The sequence below is a fragment of the Stenotrophomonas maltophilia genome (assembly GCF_002799155.1).
GTDB lineage: Bacteria > Pseudomonadota > Gammaproteobacteria > Xanthomonadales > Xanthomonadaceae > Stenotrophomonas > Stenotrophomonas maltophilia_R.
In genome coordinates this window covers 139,065-156,797 of sequence record NZ_NERD01000002.1, presented here as the reverse complement: position 1 = coordinate 156,797, position 17,733 = coordinate 139,065, and the positions used below count along the sequence as shown (strand labels likewise).

6 protein-coding genes are annotated in these 17,733 nt (G+C 68.9%); all 6 read right to left on the bottom strand.

The genetic code is table 11. The features are described from left to right. Positions 1–4: 4 nt before the first annotated feature. Entirely contained in the window at positions 5–448 is a 444-nt protein-coding gene (gene gspG / locus B9Y82_RS01195; RefSeq protein ID WP_087921484.1) for a type II secretion system major pseudopilin GspG, read from the bottom strand. Positions 449–497: 49 nt separating this feature from the next. Next, the gene (gene xpsF, locus B9Y82_RS01190) at positions 498–1,718 is read right to left on the bottom strand and encodes a type II secretion system protein XpsF (protein ID WP_014035932.1); all 1,221 of its coding nucleotides are present in this window, start codon (positions 1,716–1,718) and stop codon (positions 498–500) included. Positions 1,719–1,742: 24 nt separating this feature from the next. Then, complete coding sequence (gene gspE, locus B9Y82_RS01185) at positions 1,743–3,464, bottom strand: type II secretion system ATPase GspE (RefSeq protein ID WP_100471238.1); 1,722 nt, start codon at positions 3,462–3,464, stop codon at positions 1,743–1,745. A 136-nt stretch (positions 3,465–3,600) separates the two neighbouring features. After that, positions 3,601–5,454, bottom strand: coding sequence for a S8 family peptidase (locus B9Y82_RS01180; RefSeq protein ID WP_100471237.1), 1,854 nt, complete (start codon positions 5,452–5,454; stop codon positions 3,601–3,603). A 157-nt stretch (positions 5,455–5,611) separates the two neighbouring features. Next, positions 5,612–13,138, bottom strand: coding sequence for an ESPR-type extended signal peptide-containing protein (locus tag B9Y82_RS01175; protein ID WP_100471236.1), 7,527 nt, complete (start codon positions 13,136–13,138; stop codon positions 5,612–5,614). Between the two features lie 438 nt (positions 13,139–13,576). Next, entirely contained in the window at positions 13,577–17,461 is a 3,885-nt protein-coding gene (gene purL, locus B9Y82_RS01170; RefSeq protein ID WP_100471235.1) for a phosphoribosylformylglycinamidine synthase, read from the bottom strand. Between the last annotated feature and the right edge of the window lie 272 nt (positions 17,462–17,733).

The following is a 17,733-nucleotide window of genomic DNA, read 5'->3' as shown; positions in this document are numbered from 1 at the left end:
GCGGTTACGGCTGGTAGCGGATGTCAGCGTCGACGCTGCTGCCGCCGGCCTTACCATCCTTGCCCAGGCTGACCAGCTCATAGGGCTGGCTTTCGCCCGGCGCGCGGTATTCCAGCGCATGGCCCCACGGGTCGTTCAGGTCGGCCGGCTTGGCGTACGGGCCCAGCCACCCGCCGACGCCGGCCGGTGCCGTCACCAGGTCATTGAGCGTGCCCGGCAGCTTGCCGGTGTCGATCTGGTAGTTGTCGATCTTGGACGCGACGGTCTGTACCTGCGCCTTGGCGATGTTGGCCTTGCCACGGTCGGCGCCGCCCAGCACGCGGCTGGCGACCAGGGTCAGTACCGCGCCGATCAGCACGATGACGATGATGATTTCCAGCAGGCTCATGCCCGACTGGTTGCGCGCGGCGGTGAAGGAAAGGCGGATCGGTCGGCGACGGGCAATCATGGACGGTCCTTTCAGTTGCGGAGTGTCGGGGTTGCAGGGAGTGCCATCGTCAACCGATGGCATTGGTCAGGTCGTACAGCGGCACCAGCACGGCCACGATCACCGCGCCGACCACCGAGGCCAGCACCAGGGTGATCGCCGGCACCATCGCCGCCAGCATGCGGTCGATGCGCCGGGCGCTGTCCTGTTCGAACGTGTCGGCGGCTTTCAGCAGCATGGTATCGAGTGCGCCGGATTCCTCGCCGACCTGGATCATCTGCAGGGCCAGGCGCGGGAACCGCTTGCCGCGCGACAGTGCCAGCGACAGCCCGGCGCCGTTCTTGACTTCATCGGCAGCCGTTTCCACGTCGGCGGCCAGCGCGCGGTTGCCCAGCACGTTGCGGGCGATGCCCAGCGCACCCAGCAGCGGCACGCCATTGCGCAGCAGCGTCCCCAGCGTACGCGCCAGCCGCGCGGTTTCCAGCTCGCCGACGAGGCGGCCGATGCCACGCCGCTGCAGCAGCCAGCCATCCAGCGCCAGCCGGAACGCGGGTTGCCGCGCCTTGCGCTCGAAGAACAACACCACCAGTGCCGGCACCACCAGCAGCAGCACCCACCAGTCGCGCACGAACAGGCCCAGCTGCAGCACTGCATTGGTGAACCACGGCAGTGCCACGTCCAGGCTCTCGTACATCTGCGCGAACTGCGGCACCACATAGCCAAGCAGGAACAACAGTGCACCACCGACCACCACCAGCAGGATCGCCGGGTAGACCAGTGCGTTGATCACCTTGCCCTGCAGCGCGCGGCTGCGCTCGAGGTAGTCGGCCAGGCGCTGCAGGGTTTCATGCAGGCTGCCACCTGCCTCGCCGGCACGCACCATGTTCACGTACAGGCGCGAGAACAGCCCATGCTGGCGTTCCAGCGCGGTGGACAGCGGCGCACCGCCGCGCACCACATCGCGGATGTCGGTGATCGCGCGGCGCGATCGTTCGTCTTCGGGCAGGCCCAGCAGGATCGACAGCGCGCGGTCCAACGGCTGGCCGGCACCGAGCAGGGTCGCCAGCTGCTGGGTGAACTGCAGCAATGCGGCGCCCTGCAGCGGGCGCTGCTGCAGCAGGTTGCGCCAGCTGCTGCCGCCGATCGCGCCGGCATCGGCCAGCTGCGTCTCCATCGGCAGGTGGCCCTGGTCCTGCAGGCGCGCGATCAGCTCGGCCTCGCTGGCCGCTTCCATCTGCCCGTCGAAGACCTCGCCATGCGGATTGAGCGCCTTGTAGCGATAGTTCGGCATGTCAGCCCCGGCGTCCTGCGCGCATCAGCTTTCCTCGGTCACGCGCAGCACTTCCTCGATGGTGGTCTGCCCGCTCAACGCCTTGGACAGGCCATCTTCGTACATGGTGCGCATGCCGGCTTCGCGGGCGATGCGCTCGATCTCGCCCATGCCATCGCGACGCATCACCGCACGCCGCAGCGCATCATTCATCACCAGGAATTCCATGATGGTGGTACGCCCCAGGTAGCCGGTCGGCGCCAGCGCCGATGCCTTCGGGCGGTACAGGTGGATCGGCCCTTCCGGCTGCAGGCGGCGCAGCTCGAACCGCTCGATCTCCTCCGGCGAAGCGGCATAGCGCTCGGCGTGGGTCGGCTCCAGCCGGCGCACCAGGCGCTGGGCCAGGATGCCGTTGATGGTGGAGGTGAGCAGGTAGTCTTCCACGCCCATGTCGAGCAGTCGGGTGATGCCACCGGCAGCATTGTTGGTGTGCAGGGTGGACAGCACCAGGTGGCCGGTCAGCGCCGACTGGATGGCGATGCGCGCGGTTTCCAGGTCGCGCATTTCACCGATCATGATGATGTCCGGATCCTGGCGGACGATGCTGCGCAGCGCATTGGCGAAGTCCAGGCCGATCTGCGGCTTGGCCTGGATCTGGTTGATGCCCTCGATCTGGTATTCGACCGGGTCCTCCACCGTGATGATCTTGACGTCAGCGGTGTTGAGCTGGCTCAGCGCGGTGTACAGCGTGGTGGTCTTGCCCGAGCCGGTCGGGCCGGTTACCAGCAGGATGCCGTGCGGTTGTTCCAGCACCTTGCGGAACTGCGGCAGGAAGGCGTCGGTGAAGCCGAGCCGGTGGAAATCGAACACCACCGTTTCGCGGTCGAGCAGACGCATCACCACGCTTTCGCCATGCGCGGTAGGCACGGTGCTTACGCGCAGGTCCAGCTCCTTGCCCTGCACGCGCAGCATGATGCGGCCGTCCTGCGGCAAGCGGCGCTCGGCGATGTTGAGCCGGGCCATGATCTTGATGCGGCTGATCACTGCGGCAGTGAGGTTGGCCGGCGGGCTTTCGCCCTCCACCAGCACGCCGTCGACGCGGTAACGAACCTTCAGCCTGCTCTCGAACGGTTCGACATGGATATCCGACGCGCGCAGCTCCACCGCGCGCTGGATCACCAGGTTGACCAGACGGATCACCGGCGCTTCCGAAGCCAGGTCGCGCAGGTGCTCGATATCGTCGACGGCACCGCCCTCGCCGTCCGCGGTTTCCACGATCGCTCCCATCGCGCTGCGGCCCTGCCCGAACCAGCGTTCGACCAGATCATCGATTTCAGCGCGCATGCCCAGCACGGGTGTCACCGGAACCCCCAGCGCCAGCTGCACGGCCTGCTGTGGATAGGCGTCATGGGCATCGGCCAGCCACAGCCGCACCCCGTGTTCATCCAATTCCAGCGGGCACACGTGGAACTGCTTCAGGAAGCGCAGCGACAGCGGCAATCCCTCGGCCAGCCCCTGCGGCGGGGCCTCCGGCACCTGCTTGCCTTCCAGCAGCGGCAGGCCCAGCACCTCGGCACTGGCCTGTGCCTGGTCGCGTTCAGACACCAGGCCCAGGCGCACCAGCAGGCCCAGCAGGCTGCCACCGGCCTCGGCATGCAGCGGCCGCGCGCGTGCCAGGTCTCCTTCCTTGAGCCGGCCGCGCGCCAGCAGCGCATCCAGGATGCGGCCTTCGGCGTCGTCGGTAACGGTTGCAGCAAGCGCGTTCACGTGACTCTCCTGTCAATCGGCCCGACTTTAGCAGTTAAGCCGTGATTTCCGCCGCCCTGCGGCCACCTTTCGTAAAAAGACGAAGCCCGTCACACAGGATGACGGGCTTCGGCCATTCAACTACGACACGAGGTGCTTACTGCGTGGCGAGAATGCTCACACCGTTGTAGGCGGCTTCGCCCACCACCTTGATGTAGTACGTGCCTGCTACCGGCTTGGTCACCCGCACCGTTTCGGACGTGCCAGGACGGGTCGACTTGGCATCGTTGTCGCTGGCGCTCGGCTCGCGTCCCTGGGCGATGTAGACCGACACGTTGCCGGTGCCACCGTAGGTGATCACGCTGAGCTGCTTGCCGGCGACAGCTTCGAAGCTGTACAGGCGGCTGCTGGCGGCAGCGCCGCTGAGGCCACCGACCGCAGCCTTGTTGGTCAGCGGCGTCGCCACCGGCCCACAGTTCTCGGTGCACGGTTCTTCCAGTGCCTTGGCCAGCGCGGCCTTGGCGTCGAGAATACCGGTACCGATCGGGGTGGCCGCCGGAATGGCGACCGGGAACGGACGTGCGGTTTCCTTCAGCAGGGTGCGCATCGCCGCCGGGGCCAGCGGATCCTTGCCCTTGGCGATCAGCGCGCTCTGCACCAGTGCGGCGACGGCTGCCACGTGCGGCGAAGCCATCGAGGTACCGCCCATGCCCATGTAGCTGTAGCTGCCTGACTCCGGGGTGGTGGCCGCATCGGACCCGGACTGCCACACATAGCCTCCCGGGTTGCCATCGACACTGCCACCACCGCCTGGTCCGGACAGGTCAACGCGGGTGCCGTAGTTGGAGTAGTAGGTGATGCCGCCGGTGATACGGGTGGCACCCACGGTCACCACGCCCTCGCAGCTCGCCGGGCGGTACTTGGAGGCGTTGTCGGTTTCGTTGCCCGCCGCCACGACCACCGTGGTGCCACGCGAGATCGCGCCGTTGATCGCGTCCTGGTAGGTACCATCGCAGCTGCCGCTGCCGCCCAGGCTCATGTTGATGATCTCGGCCGGATTGGCGTTGGCGGGGACGCCCGTCACCGTACCGCCGGAGGCCCAGGTGATGGCATCGGCGATATCGGACAGGTAGCCACCGCACTTGCCGAGCACGCGGACCGGCAACACCTTGGCCTTGTGCGCCACGCCGGCCATGCCAACACCATTGTTGGTCTGCTCGGCAACGGTGCCGGCCACATGGGTACCGTGCCACGAACTGTCTTCGGCCAGCGAGCCGTTGTAGCACTCGTTGTCGTTCTCGACCCAGTCGCCATAATCCTGCGCGCCCGGCACGCGGTCGTCGGTGGCACGGCGCGAGGTCTCGGCATCGCTGATGAAGTCGTAGCCTTCCAGCAGGTTGCCGACCAGGTCCGGATGCTGGGGCAGGATGCCGGTGTCGAGCACCGCCACCACTACGCCCTCGCCCTGCGACACATCCCAGGCTGCAGGTGCGTTGATGCCGCCGGTAGCGTTGTGCAGGTGCCACTGATACTGCTGGTAGTACGGGTCGTTCGGCGCCAGCGCCGGCTGCACGTCGCCCGCGCGCAGTTCACTGCGGCGCAGCTTCACGTCGGCCTCGGCGTACTGCACGGCAGGATCGGCCTTCAGCTCCTTCAGTACGCGCTGCAGTTCAGCCGGGGCCAGGCGGCCCTGCAGGCGGATCACATCGGCGCCGATGCCGAGCTTGCGCACGACCTGCGGCCCGAGCGTGCTGGCACGTGCCGTGCCCCCCGACAGGTTGGCGCGGGTCAACGCCGATTGCACAGTGGACAGCTTGGCCGAGCGATCACTGGCCGCAGCGGTACCGGCGCGGTACTTGACGATGATGCGCTCGGCCCCCGGTTGGGCGGTGCTGGTCTGGCGCACCGGTTCACGGGTCGGCAGGCCGGCGGCGTGGACGGCACCGACGGCCGTCATCGACAGCACGGCGGCGGCAAGCACATTGATGCGAAGGTTCTGCTTCTTGATCACGTCGAATTCCTCTTCTGGGTCATGGATCGAACCAACACTGCGGCCATCATTCCTTGACGACTCCCGGCCGGCCCAGCCGGGATTGCCGTGACCTCCCCCCAGGCCCTGATTGCAGGTACGGCGCCGGCGTGGGTGGCCGCCGGCGCAATGGAGTGGCTTACCAGCCGAAGCCGGCACCGACGCCGACCGAACTGTCGTCACTGCTGAAGGCGCCGCCGAAGGTGACCGTGGCGCGATCGCTGATCGCACGCTGGTAACCCAGCGACAGCGCCGATTCGCCGCCCTGGAAACCGATGCCGACACCCACACGGTTCTGGGTGCGGATGCCGGCGGCACTGGTGGCCATGTTGAGCATCGCGGCACTCATCGCGCCCTGGCGGTCGATGCGGCGGTCCATGTGGCGCAGGCGTCCATCGATCTCGCCCTTGAACACATCGAAGCTGTCGGCAACGGCCTGCACGCGGCTGTCGGTGTAGCTGTTGGCCGTGGCCATGCCACGATCAAGCTGGCCCTTGTTGACGGCGTCGGTAGCGGTGGTGCCAGCGGCGACGTTGGTGACCTGACGTTCGTTGCCTTCGCTGCCCACCGAGACCGTGTTGGCACGATCGGCGACCGAACCCTGGCCCAGTGCCACGGCGTTTGCCGCAGTGGCGCTGGCGCCCTGGCCGATGGCCGTGGACGAAGCACCGCTGGCGACGGCGCCCTCGCCCATCGCAACGGCATTGGCCCCTGTCGCCGGGGTACCGACCGGAATGCCGGCCCCCGCCGCAGCGACCGTCGGCGTGCCCTGCACGCGCGCGGTACCGGCCGGTGCGGCATCGGCCGTTGCCGGTGCGTCGGCCACGCTGGCCAGCGGGCTTTCATCCAGCGACGCACTCATTGCGCGCAGGCTGGAAGCACCTGCGCGCGTGCCACCCGCGGTACGACGGTCAATCTCGCTGACCTTGCGGTCCAGCGCACCGAGCGCATCGCCGACGTTGCTGTAGGTGGCGCCCTGGATCACATAGTTGGGCGCCACGAACACACCCTGCATGCCGACGCTGGCGCCACCGCCGAGGAAGCTGGCGGCATCACTGAGCGACTGGAACAGCTGCCCGCCATTGATCGCCTGGCGGCTGCCTGCGGCGATGCTGCCGGCACCGACGTTGTCGATGGTGGTGCCCTGGAAACCGGACAGGGTCAGCCGGTCACGGCTGGCATCGTCATAGCCAACCGCACTGGCCGCGGTGGTCTCGACCGTGGCGATGCGCGAATCGAAATCACCCACGCGGGTTTCCACCGCGCCCACCCGCTGGTTGGTGACGTTGAGCTGGGAACCGGTGATGGCATCGGTACTGCCAGCGGCGATGCGGCCGTCGGCCACGTTGACGATGCGCCGCGTGGCCGGGCCGGCCGTGCCGTTGCCGCCGCCGACCGAGACCACATTGGCCTCAAGCGCGCGCGAACCGGCACCCAGTGCCACCGAGTTGTTGCCGCTGGCGCCGCTGTTGGCGCCCAGTGCCAACGCTGCATTGCCGAGGGCCGTGGCACCACTGCCCAGCGCATTGCTGCGGCTGCCACTGGCGTTGGCATTGCCGCCGATGGCCACGGCGTCGGTGCCGGTGGCACTGGCGGTACCCGAACCATTGGCCTTGAAGCGTTGGCCGACCGCATCGGCGGTAGCGGCCACTGCATCGAGCTGGCCCTTGTTCACCGCGTCGGTGGCCTGCGTACCGGCCGCGACATTGGTGAGCTGGCGGTTGATCGCGCTGTGGGTGACTCCGGCGGCATCGACCCAATCCTGTGCGGCGCCGACCGAAACCGTGTTGGCGCGGTCGGCCAGCGAGCCCGCCCCCAGCGCGGCGCTGTTGCCGGCGTCCTTGGTGGTCCAGGTGTTGCTGCCGAGCACCGTCGCGTTGGTGGCCTGGGCATAGCTGTTGTAACCGACCACGGTGGCGCCGTCCTCGGTCGCCCATGCCTCACTGCCGATGGCGGTGGTGTACTGGCCACCGCTGACGCTGCCTGCATCCTGTCCCGCCAGTGCGTTGAAGCCGACCGCCACGCCGTTCAATCCGGTGGCGGCGTTGTTGCCGAGTGCGGTGCCGTACTCGCCGGCCCTGGCCTGCACACCGAAGCCGGCGCCGGCGATCTGCGCGATGGTGCCCTGGCCCACCGCCGTAGAGACATCGGCGGCCTGCGCGGCACTGCCCACGGCGGTGCCGAAGAAGCCGGCGCTGGCACCTGCACCGAACGCCGTGGCGCGCCAGCCACTGGCTTGGGCGAAGTTGCCGACCGCCGTGGTTTCGCGGCCATCGGCGATCGCGCCATAGCCCACTGCAGTGGCAGCCAGACCGGCGGCCTCGGCGAGGCTACCGACGGCGGTCGCCCCGATGCCCTGCGACTGCGACTGCGCGCCGATCGCAATGCTGGCGGCGCCCCCGCTGCTGCTCTGTGCGCCCAGTGCGACTGCCCCGCTTGCGGTGCTGCTGGCACCGCTGCCGATGGCCACGCCCTGCTCGGCTGTAGCCAATGCGTCGACGCCTACTGCAGTGGCGTTGGCCGCCACCACCGTGGCACCGCTGCCCAGTGCGGTGGCGCCGTTGCCGAGGGCATTGGCCGCGTTGCCGGCGGCCAGTGCGTTGTCGCCGTCCACCAGTGCGCCTGCCTCGCCATCGGCATTGCCGCTCGCCTGGAACTGGCGGCTGGTCTTGTCGGCAACGCTGGCGACCGCATCCAGCTGGCCCTTGTTCACTGCATCGGTGGCCTCGGTGCCCGCCGCCACGTGAGTCACCTGGCGCTCACCGCCTGTCGTGCCCACGGCCACGGAATTGTCGCGCTCAGCCTTGGAACCGGCACCGAGCGCCACGCTGTTCACCCCACTGGCGGTGGCGCTGGCACCCAGCGCGGTGGCATCCGCCGCATCCGCCCACGAATTCCAGCCGATGGCCGTGGCGTAGTCTTCGGTGGCCCACGCACCCGCGCCGAATGCGGCCGCCCCTGTGCCACTGGCACGCGACGGGATCAGGCCGAAGAAGGTGCTGCCACCGATCGCCACGCTTTCTTCGCCACTGGCTTCGCTGGACTGGCCGACAGCCACTGCGCCGGTACCGGCGGCGGCGGCACCGAAGCCGACCGCCGTGGTGTTGGCGCCACTGGCCGCAGAACCGTAGCCCAGCGCAGTGCCGAGGCGGCCGGTGGCTTCGGCATAGCCGCCGACGGCGGTGGTGCCATCGGCGGAGGCCGTGCTGCGGAAGCCGCTGGCCAGTGCCTGCGTGCCGCTGGCGTTGGACTCGGTGCCGTTTGCAGTGCTGTAGGCACCGCTCGCCTGTGCACGCGCACCGACTGCGCTGGCGCCGAGCTCGCTTGCGCTGGCGCCAGTGCCGAGCGCAAGGCTGTCTTCACCGCTGGCCTGTGCGGTGCTGCCCAGCGCCGCCGCGTTGTTGCCGGTGGCCAGTGCATCAATGCCCACGGCCGTGGCATTGGCGGCCAGCGCATTGGCACCGCTGCCAAGCGCGGTGGCACCGTTGCCGATGGCGTTGGCCGCATCACCGGCCGCCAGCGCGTTGTCGCCCTCGACCAGCGCCCCCGTTTCGCCATCGGCGCTGCCGCTGGCCTGGAACTGCTTGCTGGTCTTTTCCGCTGCCGCGGCTACGGCATCGAGCTGGTTCTTGTTGACCGCATCATTGCCCTGCGTGCCATCGGCCACGTTGGTGATCTGGCGGGTATTGCCACCACCACCGACCGACACCGTGTTGTCACGGTCGGCGATCGAATCGGCGCCCAACGCCACGCTGTTGGCAGCGCGTGATTCGGCCGCATTGCCCAGCGCGGTGCTGTTGATGCCGCCGGACCAGGCGCCGCCACCGACGGCGGTGGAGTAGTTGCCCGATGCTTCGGTGGCCAGCACGCCGAACAGTGATCCGCCGACGGCGACGCTGTTGGTGCCGGTAGCCAGGCTGCCCTGGCCGGTGGCCGTACTGTAGGCACCGGACGCTTCCGCGTCGCCGCCCAGCGCCACGCTGTTGGATCCGGAGGCATTGGCGAAGTTGCCGAAGGCGGTGGCGTTGAAGGCCGACGCCTGGGCATAGCCACCGATGGCGGTGCTGTAGCCGCCGGTTGCTTCGGCACCGATGCCGAACGCTGCCGACGCGGTGCCACTGGCGACGCTCTCGCTGCCGACCGCGGTGGAGCCGCTGCCACTGGCGTTGCTGAAGTAGCCCACCGCCACGGCCTCCTCGCCGGAGGCTTCGGACAGCACGCCGGTAGCGGTGCTGCCTGCGCCGCTGGCGATGCTGGCCGCGCCGAACGCCGCGCTCTGCTCGCCGCTGGCCTCGCTTTCCGCACCGTGCGCGGTGGCGTACTCGCCCGTGGCCTGCGCATTGGCACCGACGGCACTGGCGTTGGCCGCAGTGGCCAATGCATTGAAGCCCAGCGCCTGGGCATTGTTGGCCAGCGCGTTGGCGCCGCTGCCCAGTGCGGTGGCGCCATTACCGATGGCGTTGGCCGCATCGCCTGCGGCCAATGCGTTGTCGCCTTCCACCAGCGCACCGGCCACATCGTCGCCGTTGCCGCTGGCCTGGAAGAAGCGGCTGGTAGTGGCTGCTGCACCTGCCACGGCATCCAGCTGCGCCTTGTTCACCGCATCGGTCGCCTGGGTACCGGCAGCGACGTTGGTGACCTGACGCTCGTTGCCGTCGCTGCCGACCGAAACGCTGCGGGCGCGGTTGGCGACCGAGCCGGCGCCCAGTGCAACGGCATTGCTGGCGCTGGCGTTGCTGCCGGCACCGAGTGCGATCGCGCTTTCGCCACCGGCCACCGTGTTGGTGCCGATGGCGATGCTGTTGAGGCTGTTGCCCAGCGCCTGGAAGCCCAGCGCCACGCTGTTGTCGCCATAACCGAAGGCACCGCGACCGACGGCGGTGGAGCTGGCGCCGTTGGCCCAGCTGTTGTAACCGATGGAGGTCGCGCCGCTGCCGCTGGCCCACGCCGCATTGCCGAACGCCGACGCGTTGGTGGCCGTCGCCCATGCGCCGGAACCGAAGGCGCTGGCGCCACTGGCGGTGGCCCAGCTGTAGCCGCCAACGGCGGTGCTGTCATCACTGCTGGCGAAGGCGCTGTCGCCGACCGCGACCGCGTAGCTGCCAGTCGCACGCGACTTGCCGCCGGCCGCGAAGCTGTTGTCGCCGCTGGCCTTGGCGGCGTTGCCGAACGCACTGCTGGCGGCACCGGTCGCCTGCGCACCGCTGCCAACCGCCGTTGCGTCCGCAACCGCAGTGGTGCCGACCTGCTGCGCCGTGCCGTCGGCATCGATGATCGGCTGGTTGTACTCATCGTAGGCCTGGCCGAGGCCACCGATGGCAACACCGCCATTGCCGGTGGCGTTGCTGTTGCGACCCACCGCCACGGCGTCGTCACCGATGGCCGAGGCCGCTGCGCCATGCGCAACCGCACCGGCGCCGATCGCATTGCTCGACGAACCTGCCGCAACCGCACCTTCGCCCTCGGCCATTGCACCGGCATCGCTGCCTGCTTCCGGCTGGGCCTGGAAGAAGCGCGCAGTGGTATCGGCGGTGCTGGCCACGGCGTCGAGCTGCGCCTTGTTCACCGCGTCGGTGGCTTCATTGCCGGCGGCGACGCTGGTGATCTGCCGCTCGTTGCCGGCACTGCCGACCGCCACGCTGTTGGCACGCACCGCTTCGGAGTTGGCACCGAGCGCAACGCTGTTGGCCCCGCGTGCGGTGGCGTAGTAGCCCACGGCGGTGCTCTGCGCGCCGCTGGCCCAGGTCTGTGCGCCCAGTGCACTGGCGTTCTCGCCAGGCGCATAGGCAAAGTAGCCGACTGCGGTTGCTTCGGCGCCGGAGGCTTCGCTCAGGCTGCCGTTGGCCACGGCGCGGTCACCACTGGCGATGGCGCCGGCACCGACGGCCGTCGCCGCTTCGCCGCTGGCCTGGGTCTGTACGAAGAAGCCCAAGCCCGGAATCAGGTCGGCCGGGCCACCGATGGCCACGCTGCTGGTGCCGGTCGCGTTGCTCTGCGTACCCAGCGCGGTGGAGTAATCACCGATGGCATTGGCGACGGCACCGAACGCCGACGCCTGCGCACCGGCTGCATAGGCGCCGACACCGTACGACGACGCTGCAAATCCACTGGCTTCGGCACTGGCGCCGACCGCAGTGCCACCGACACCTGCACTGGTGGCGCCGGTTTCCACCGGCACGCCACCACTGGTGATCAGCGGGTTGCCATCGGCATCCACCGCAGCGCCACCCACGGCAACGCTGCCCGGGCCATTGGCCTGCGCGTTGTTACCGAACGCTGCACTGTTCTGGCCCGAGGCCAGTGCGTTGTTGCCAACGGCGGTGGCGTTCTGCGCGACGGCCGCAGCACCGGCACCCACGGCCGTCGCGCCCTTGCCGATCGCATTGGCGGCCTCACCGGCCGCAAGCGCCTCGTCGCCCTCGGCCAGCGCGCCGGCATCACTGTCGCTGCTGCCGTTGGCCTGGAAACGCTTGGCGGTGGCATCGGCCACGGCGGCAACGTCCTTCAACTGGCCGACGTTGACCGCGTCGGTCTCTTCGGTACCCGCAGCGACGCTGGTGATCTGCCGCGTCAGGCCATATTCGGCCGCGCCGACAGAGACGGTATCGACGCGGTCGGCCAGCGAGCCGGCGCCCAGCGCCACGCTGCCGGTGGCGACCGCCGCCGAATTGGAGCCCAGCGCGGTGCTGAATTCACCGACGGCGGTGCTGAACGCACCCACCGCGATCGACGCTTCGTTGGCGGCAGTGGCGCCGCGGCCCAGTGCGGTGCTGCCCGGGCCCATCGCCACGGCACCACCACCCACGGCAGTGGCGCCATCGGCGGTGGCTTCGGACAGGGCGCCGAGTGCGGTGGCCGCACCGTTTTCGCTGGCTGCGGTAGCGCTTGCGCCGACTGCGGTGTCGCCAAGACCGAATGCCGCAGCGCTCTGCCCGACCACCACGCTGGCATCGCCGATCGCAAATGCGCCCTGGCCGAACGCGCTTGCGCCCAGGCCAGCGGCAATGGCCTGGGTGCCGATGGCGGTGGTGGCGTTGGCCAGCGACTGTGCACCGGCGCCGGCCGCAACTGCGCCCTGCCCCTCGATCTTCGCTGCGTCGCTGTCATCGCCGGCGCCGTCGGCCTTGAAATAGCGGTTTCCATCTGCGGCCACGTCCGCCAGTGCGGCCTGCGTGGCGCGCGCCTGCGCATCCAGCTGCGCCTTGTTCACCGCATCGGTGCCCTGGGTACCGGCGGCCACGTTGGTGATCTGCCGCTCCTTGCCGGTATCGCCGACGGACACCGTGTTGGCGCGCGTAGCCTTGGAGCCGGCGCCCAGCGCCACGCTGTTGGCCGCGCTTGCGCTGCTGTTGCCGCCGATCGCCACCGCGTTGCTGCCCTTGGCACTGGCCGAGCCTTCGATCAGGCACTTTTCCAGCAGCTTGCCGCTGAATGCGACGCAGGTGGCGCTGCCGCCGATCTGCACCGACTGTGCGGCGGCCGAACCGCTCATGCCCAATCCCACTACCAGGCCCAGTGCCACCGCCAGCAGGGCGGGCGTGGCCTGAGTCGCATTGCGGCGCTGGTCGACCACCCCGCCGCTGCCGCTGTCGGAGGAAGCCAGTTCCGAGGCCACCACCAACTGACCCAATGCTTTGTTCCAGACCTTGCGATAAATCCGATTCATCGGTACGGCTCCTGATTGGACTGGTTTTGGGCAAAGCAACGCCACCGCCGGACCTTCTGGTCCAACGTCCCCTGGGGGCGTTTATTCGCGTGATTTACTGCGGGTATTGCCGAACGGCGCGCAGCGACAGAAAACCGAGCGCGTGCGCCAAGCGGTTACTGCGGAATGAATGGTTCTGAAACGGGGTTCAAGTGTTAACGGCAACTTTGCAGATCGTCAAGACTTTGACACGACAAATCCTATTGCCGTGAAGCAGTTCACCATTTCACGTGTTTATAAAAGCATTTTGTTAGGTATGCGTGACGAACTGTTGGCGCATGAAAACGGATGTAACTAGCGGGCAGATCAGGAATTTCACGCGCGCAAAGAAAAACCCGCCGACAAAGCAGCGGGTTTCTCCATACGCGGTGGCATTGCGGCCTGCGCGGAACGATGCGATCAGCCGCACCACACCCGGGCATTGCGGAACATCCGCATCCACGGCGAATCACCCTGCCATTCCGCCGGTGCCCAGCTCAGGTTGAGCGCACGCGGGGTGCGCTCCGGGTGCGGCATCATGATGGTGACGCGACCATCGGTGCTGGTCAGGCCGGTGATGCCGTCCGGCGAACCGTTCGGGTTCAGCGGGTACTGGCTGGCAACGTTGCCGTGGCCATCGATGTAGCGCAGCGAGACACGTGCGGCAGCCTGGTCGACGGCATTGTCGAACACGGCCTGGCCTTCGCCATGTGCCACCGCCACCTGCAGGCGCGAGCCGGCCATGCCACGCAGCAGGACCGACGGCGACTCCACCACTTCCAGAAGCGCGGTGCGGGCTTCGAACTGCTCGCTGGCATTGCGGCGGAACTGCGGCCAGTGCTCTGCACCCGGGATGATGTTCTTCAGCTGGCTCATCATCTGGCAGCCGTTGCACACGCCCAGCGCGAAGCTGTCTTCACGCGCGAAGAACGCGGCGAAGGCATCGCGCAGTGCGCTGCGCTCCAGGATCGAGGTGGCCCAGCCCCGGCCGGCACCGAGCACGTCGCCGTAGCTGAAGCCGCCGCAGGCGACCAGGCCGGTGAAGTCCTGCAGCGCCACGCGGCCTTCGATCAGGTCGCTCATGTGCACGTCGAAGGCGCGGAAGCCGGCACGTTCGAAGGCGTTGGCCATTTCGATCTGGCCATTGACGCCCTGCTCGCGCAGCACGGCCACGCGCGGACGCGCGCCGGTGCTGATGAAGGGTGCAGCCACGTCTTCGTTCAGGTCGAAGCTGAGCTTGGGCTTCAGGCCCGGCGCAGTGAAGGCACGGGCAACCTCGCGCTCGGCATCGGCGTTGGCCGGGTTGTCGCGGCGCTTCTGCATCGCGTGGGTGACCGACCACCATGCGTCGAACAGCGCGTCCCAACGCCACTCGGCCAGGTTCTCGCCACCCAGCGACACGCGCACCACCGGCGCGGTGGTCGGCTTGGCGATGCGCTGTGCGCATTCGGTCAGTGCGTGGCGTTCGACCAGGTCGGCGAACGCAGCGCGGTCCTCGCGCGCGATCTGCACCACCGCACCCAGTTCTTCGTTGAACAGGCTGCGGAACGGATCATCGCCCCAGGCATCGAGGGTGATGTCCAGGCCCAGCCGCGAGGTGAACGCCATTTCGCACAGCGCGGCGAAGGCACCACCATCGCTGCGGTCATGGTAGGCCAGCAGCAGGCCAGACTGGCGCGCATCGCGGATCAGCTCGAAGAAGCCACGCAGGCGCTGCGGATCGTCGAGGTCCGGCGCGGCCCCGGCAAAGGCCGGCAGGTCGCCGTGGTCGGCATGCACCTGGGCCAGGATCGAACCGCCCAGGCGCTGCTTGCCGGCACCCAGGCCGATCAGCCACAGCTCGCTGTCCACGTCGCGGTCGAGCAGCGGGGTCAGCTGCTGGCGCACGTCTGCCACCGGCGCGAACGCCGAGATCACCAGCGACACCGGCGACACGCTCTTGTGCGCTTCGCCCTGGTCGTGCCACTGCGCCTGCATCGACAGCGAGTCCTTGCCCACCGGGATGCTGATGTCCAGCTGCGGGCACAGTTCCATGCCCACCGCCCTCACCGCGTCGTACAGCAGCGCGTCTTCGCCCGGGTGGCCGGCCGCGGCCATCCAGTTCGCCGACAGCTTGATTTCATCCAGCGCATCGACCGGGGCCGCACACAGGTTGGTCAGCGCTTCGCCCACCGCCATGCGTGCCGACGCAGCGGCGTCGAGCAGGGCCAGCGGGGTGCGCTCGCCGATCGACATCGCTTCGCCGGCCACGCCGTCGAAGTCGGCCAGGGTGATCGCCACGTCGGCCACCGGCAGCTGCCACGGGCCGACCATCTGTTCGCGCGCGGTCAGGCCGCCGACGCTGCGGTCACCAATGGTGACCAGGAAATTCTTCGAAGCCACCGTCGGGTGCGCGAGCACGCGCAGGCCGGCTTCCTGCAGGTCCAGGCCGCCGGTCTTCAGCGCCGGCCAGCGCGGGGCCGGCGGGTGCGCGGTGTCGCGGTGCATCTTCGGCGGCTTGCCGAACAGCACGTCCATCGGCAGGTCGATCGGTGCATCGGCCGGGGTGTGGCCCGGCACGGCACCGTAGGCCACCACCAGGTGTTCCTCGGCGGTGGCCACGCCAACCGCAGCGAACGGGCAGCGCTCGCGGGCGCACAGCGCGGCGAACTCGGCCAGGCGCTCCTGGGCCACGCCCAGTACGTAGCGCTCCTGCGATTCGTTGCACCACAGCTGCATCGGCGACAGCGACGGATCGTCGGTGGGCACCTTGCCCAGGTCGATGACACCACCAACCTTGGAGTCGTGCAGCAGCTCGGGGATGGCATTGGACAGGCCACCGGCACCGACGTCGTGGAAGAACTTGATCGGGTTGTTGGCCCCCATCGCCACGCAGCGGTCGATGACCTCCTGGCAGCGACGCTCCATTTCCGGGTTGTCGCGCTGCACGCTGGCGAAGTCCAGGTCCTCGGCGCTCTCGCCGGAGGCCACTGAACTGGCGGCGCCGCCGCCCAGGCCGATCAGCATTGCCGGTCCACCCAGCACGATCACCGCATCACCGGCCTGCAGCTGGATCTTGTCGACCTGCACGCGGTCGATGGCGCCGAGGCCACCGGCCAGCATGATCGGCTTGTCGTACGCGCGCACCAGATCGGCGCCCTCCGGCAGCTCGAAGCTGCGGAAGTAGCCGAGCAGGTTCGGGCGGCCGAATTCGTTGTTGAACGCAGCGCCGCCGAGCGGGCCGTCGGTCATGATTTCCAGTGCCGGTGCCATGCGCGGGTTCAGCGCGCGCGGCGCTTCCCACGGCTGCGGCAGCTCGGGAATGCGCAGGTGCGAGACCGAGAACCCGGACAGGCCCGCCTTCGGCTTGCCACCGCGGCCGGTCGCGCCTTCGTCGCGGATCTCGCCGCCGTTGCCGGTCGATGCGCCCGGGAACGGCGCGATCGCGGTCGGATGGTTATGCGTCTCCACCTTGATCTGGAACGCGCTGGGCACCTGCGGCTCGCGACGGTATTCGCCACTGGCCGGATCGGGGCGGTAGCGCGAGGCCGGATGGCCTTCGATCACCGCGGCATTGTCGCTGTAGGCGCTGAGTGTGTGCTGCGGGGTCTGCTGGTGGGTGTTCTTGATCATCCGGAACAGCGAACGGTCCTGTTCCTGGCCGTCGATGGTCCAGCTGGCGTTGAAGATCTTGTGGCGGCAGTGCTCGGAATTGGCCTGCGCGAACATCATCAGTTCGACATCGGACGGCGCGCGGCCGAGCGCGGTGAAGCGTTCGCGCAGGTAGTCGATCTCGTCCTGGGCCATGGCCAGGCCGAGGCGCTGGTTGGCGGCCTCCAGCTGGTCCACCGGCACGCGCTCCAGTTCACCCCGGGCCGGCGCCGAGAACAGCGCCTGGCCCTGTTGCACGGTCTCCAGCACCGACTGCGTCATCGGGTCGTGCAGCGCCTTGACCAGCGCCTGCTGGGCGGCGGCATCGGTCGGCCAGCCCTGCACGTCGATGCGCAGGCCACGCTCGACCCGGCTGACCGGCTGGCCGGCACCGCGGACCAGTTCGGTGGCCTTGCTCGACCACGGCGACAGCGTGCCCAGGCGCGGCACCACGATGCGGCTGACCGCGCCGTCGGCCACGGCTTCGGCCTGCGGCGCGGCTTCGAGGATGCGGCACAGGGTGGTCAGGTCGGGGGCGGCGCTGCCTTCGGGCTGCACGAAGTAGACGTGCCAGGCACCGCTGATGCGCAGGGAGGGAGCGATGGACTGCAGGCGGGATTCAAGACGTTCGCGGCGGAACGGCGACAGGGCGGGCGCGCCCTCGAGGACCATCATGTCCGGGGAACCGTAGTTGGGAAACGGGCCCGACATTGTACCGGAAGCGGGGGGTGGGCTTTGGCCGGGCGGCGCCCGGCACCCGCCGAAGCCAAGGCAACGGCAACGGCCAAAGCAAAAGCTGGGTTCCCGTGGGATGGCGGGGTGGGTCCGGTGGCGGGGGACGCCGTAAACCCGTCCCTGGGGGCTTGGCCGCGGCATCCATGCCGCGGACACCCCCGCCACCGGACCCACCCCGCCTCCGACAGTTTCCCGCGATCTGCGGTAGATCC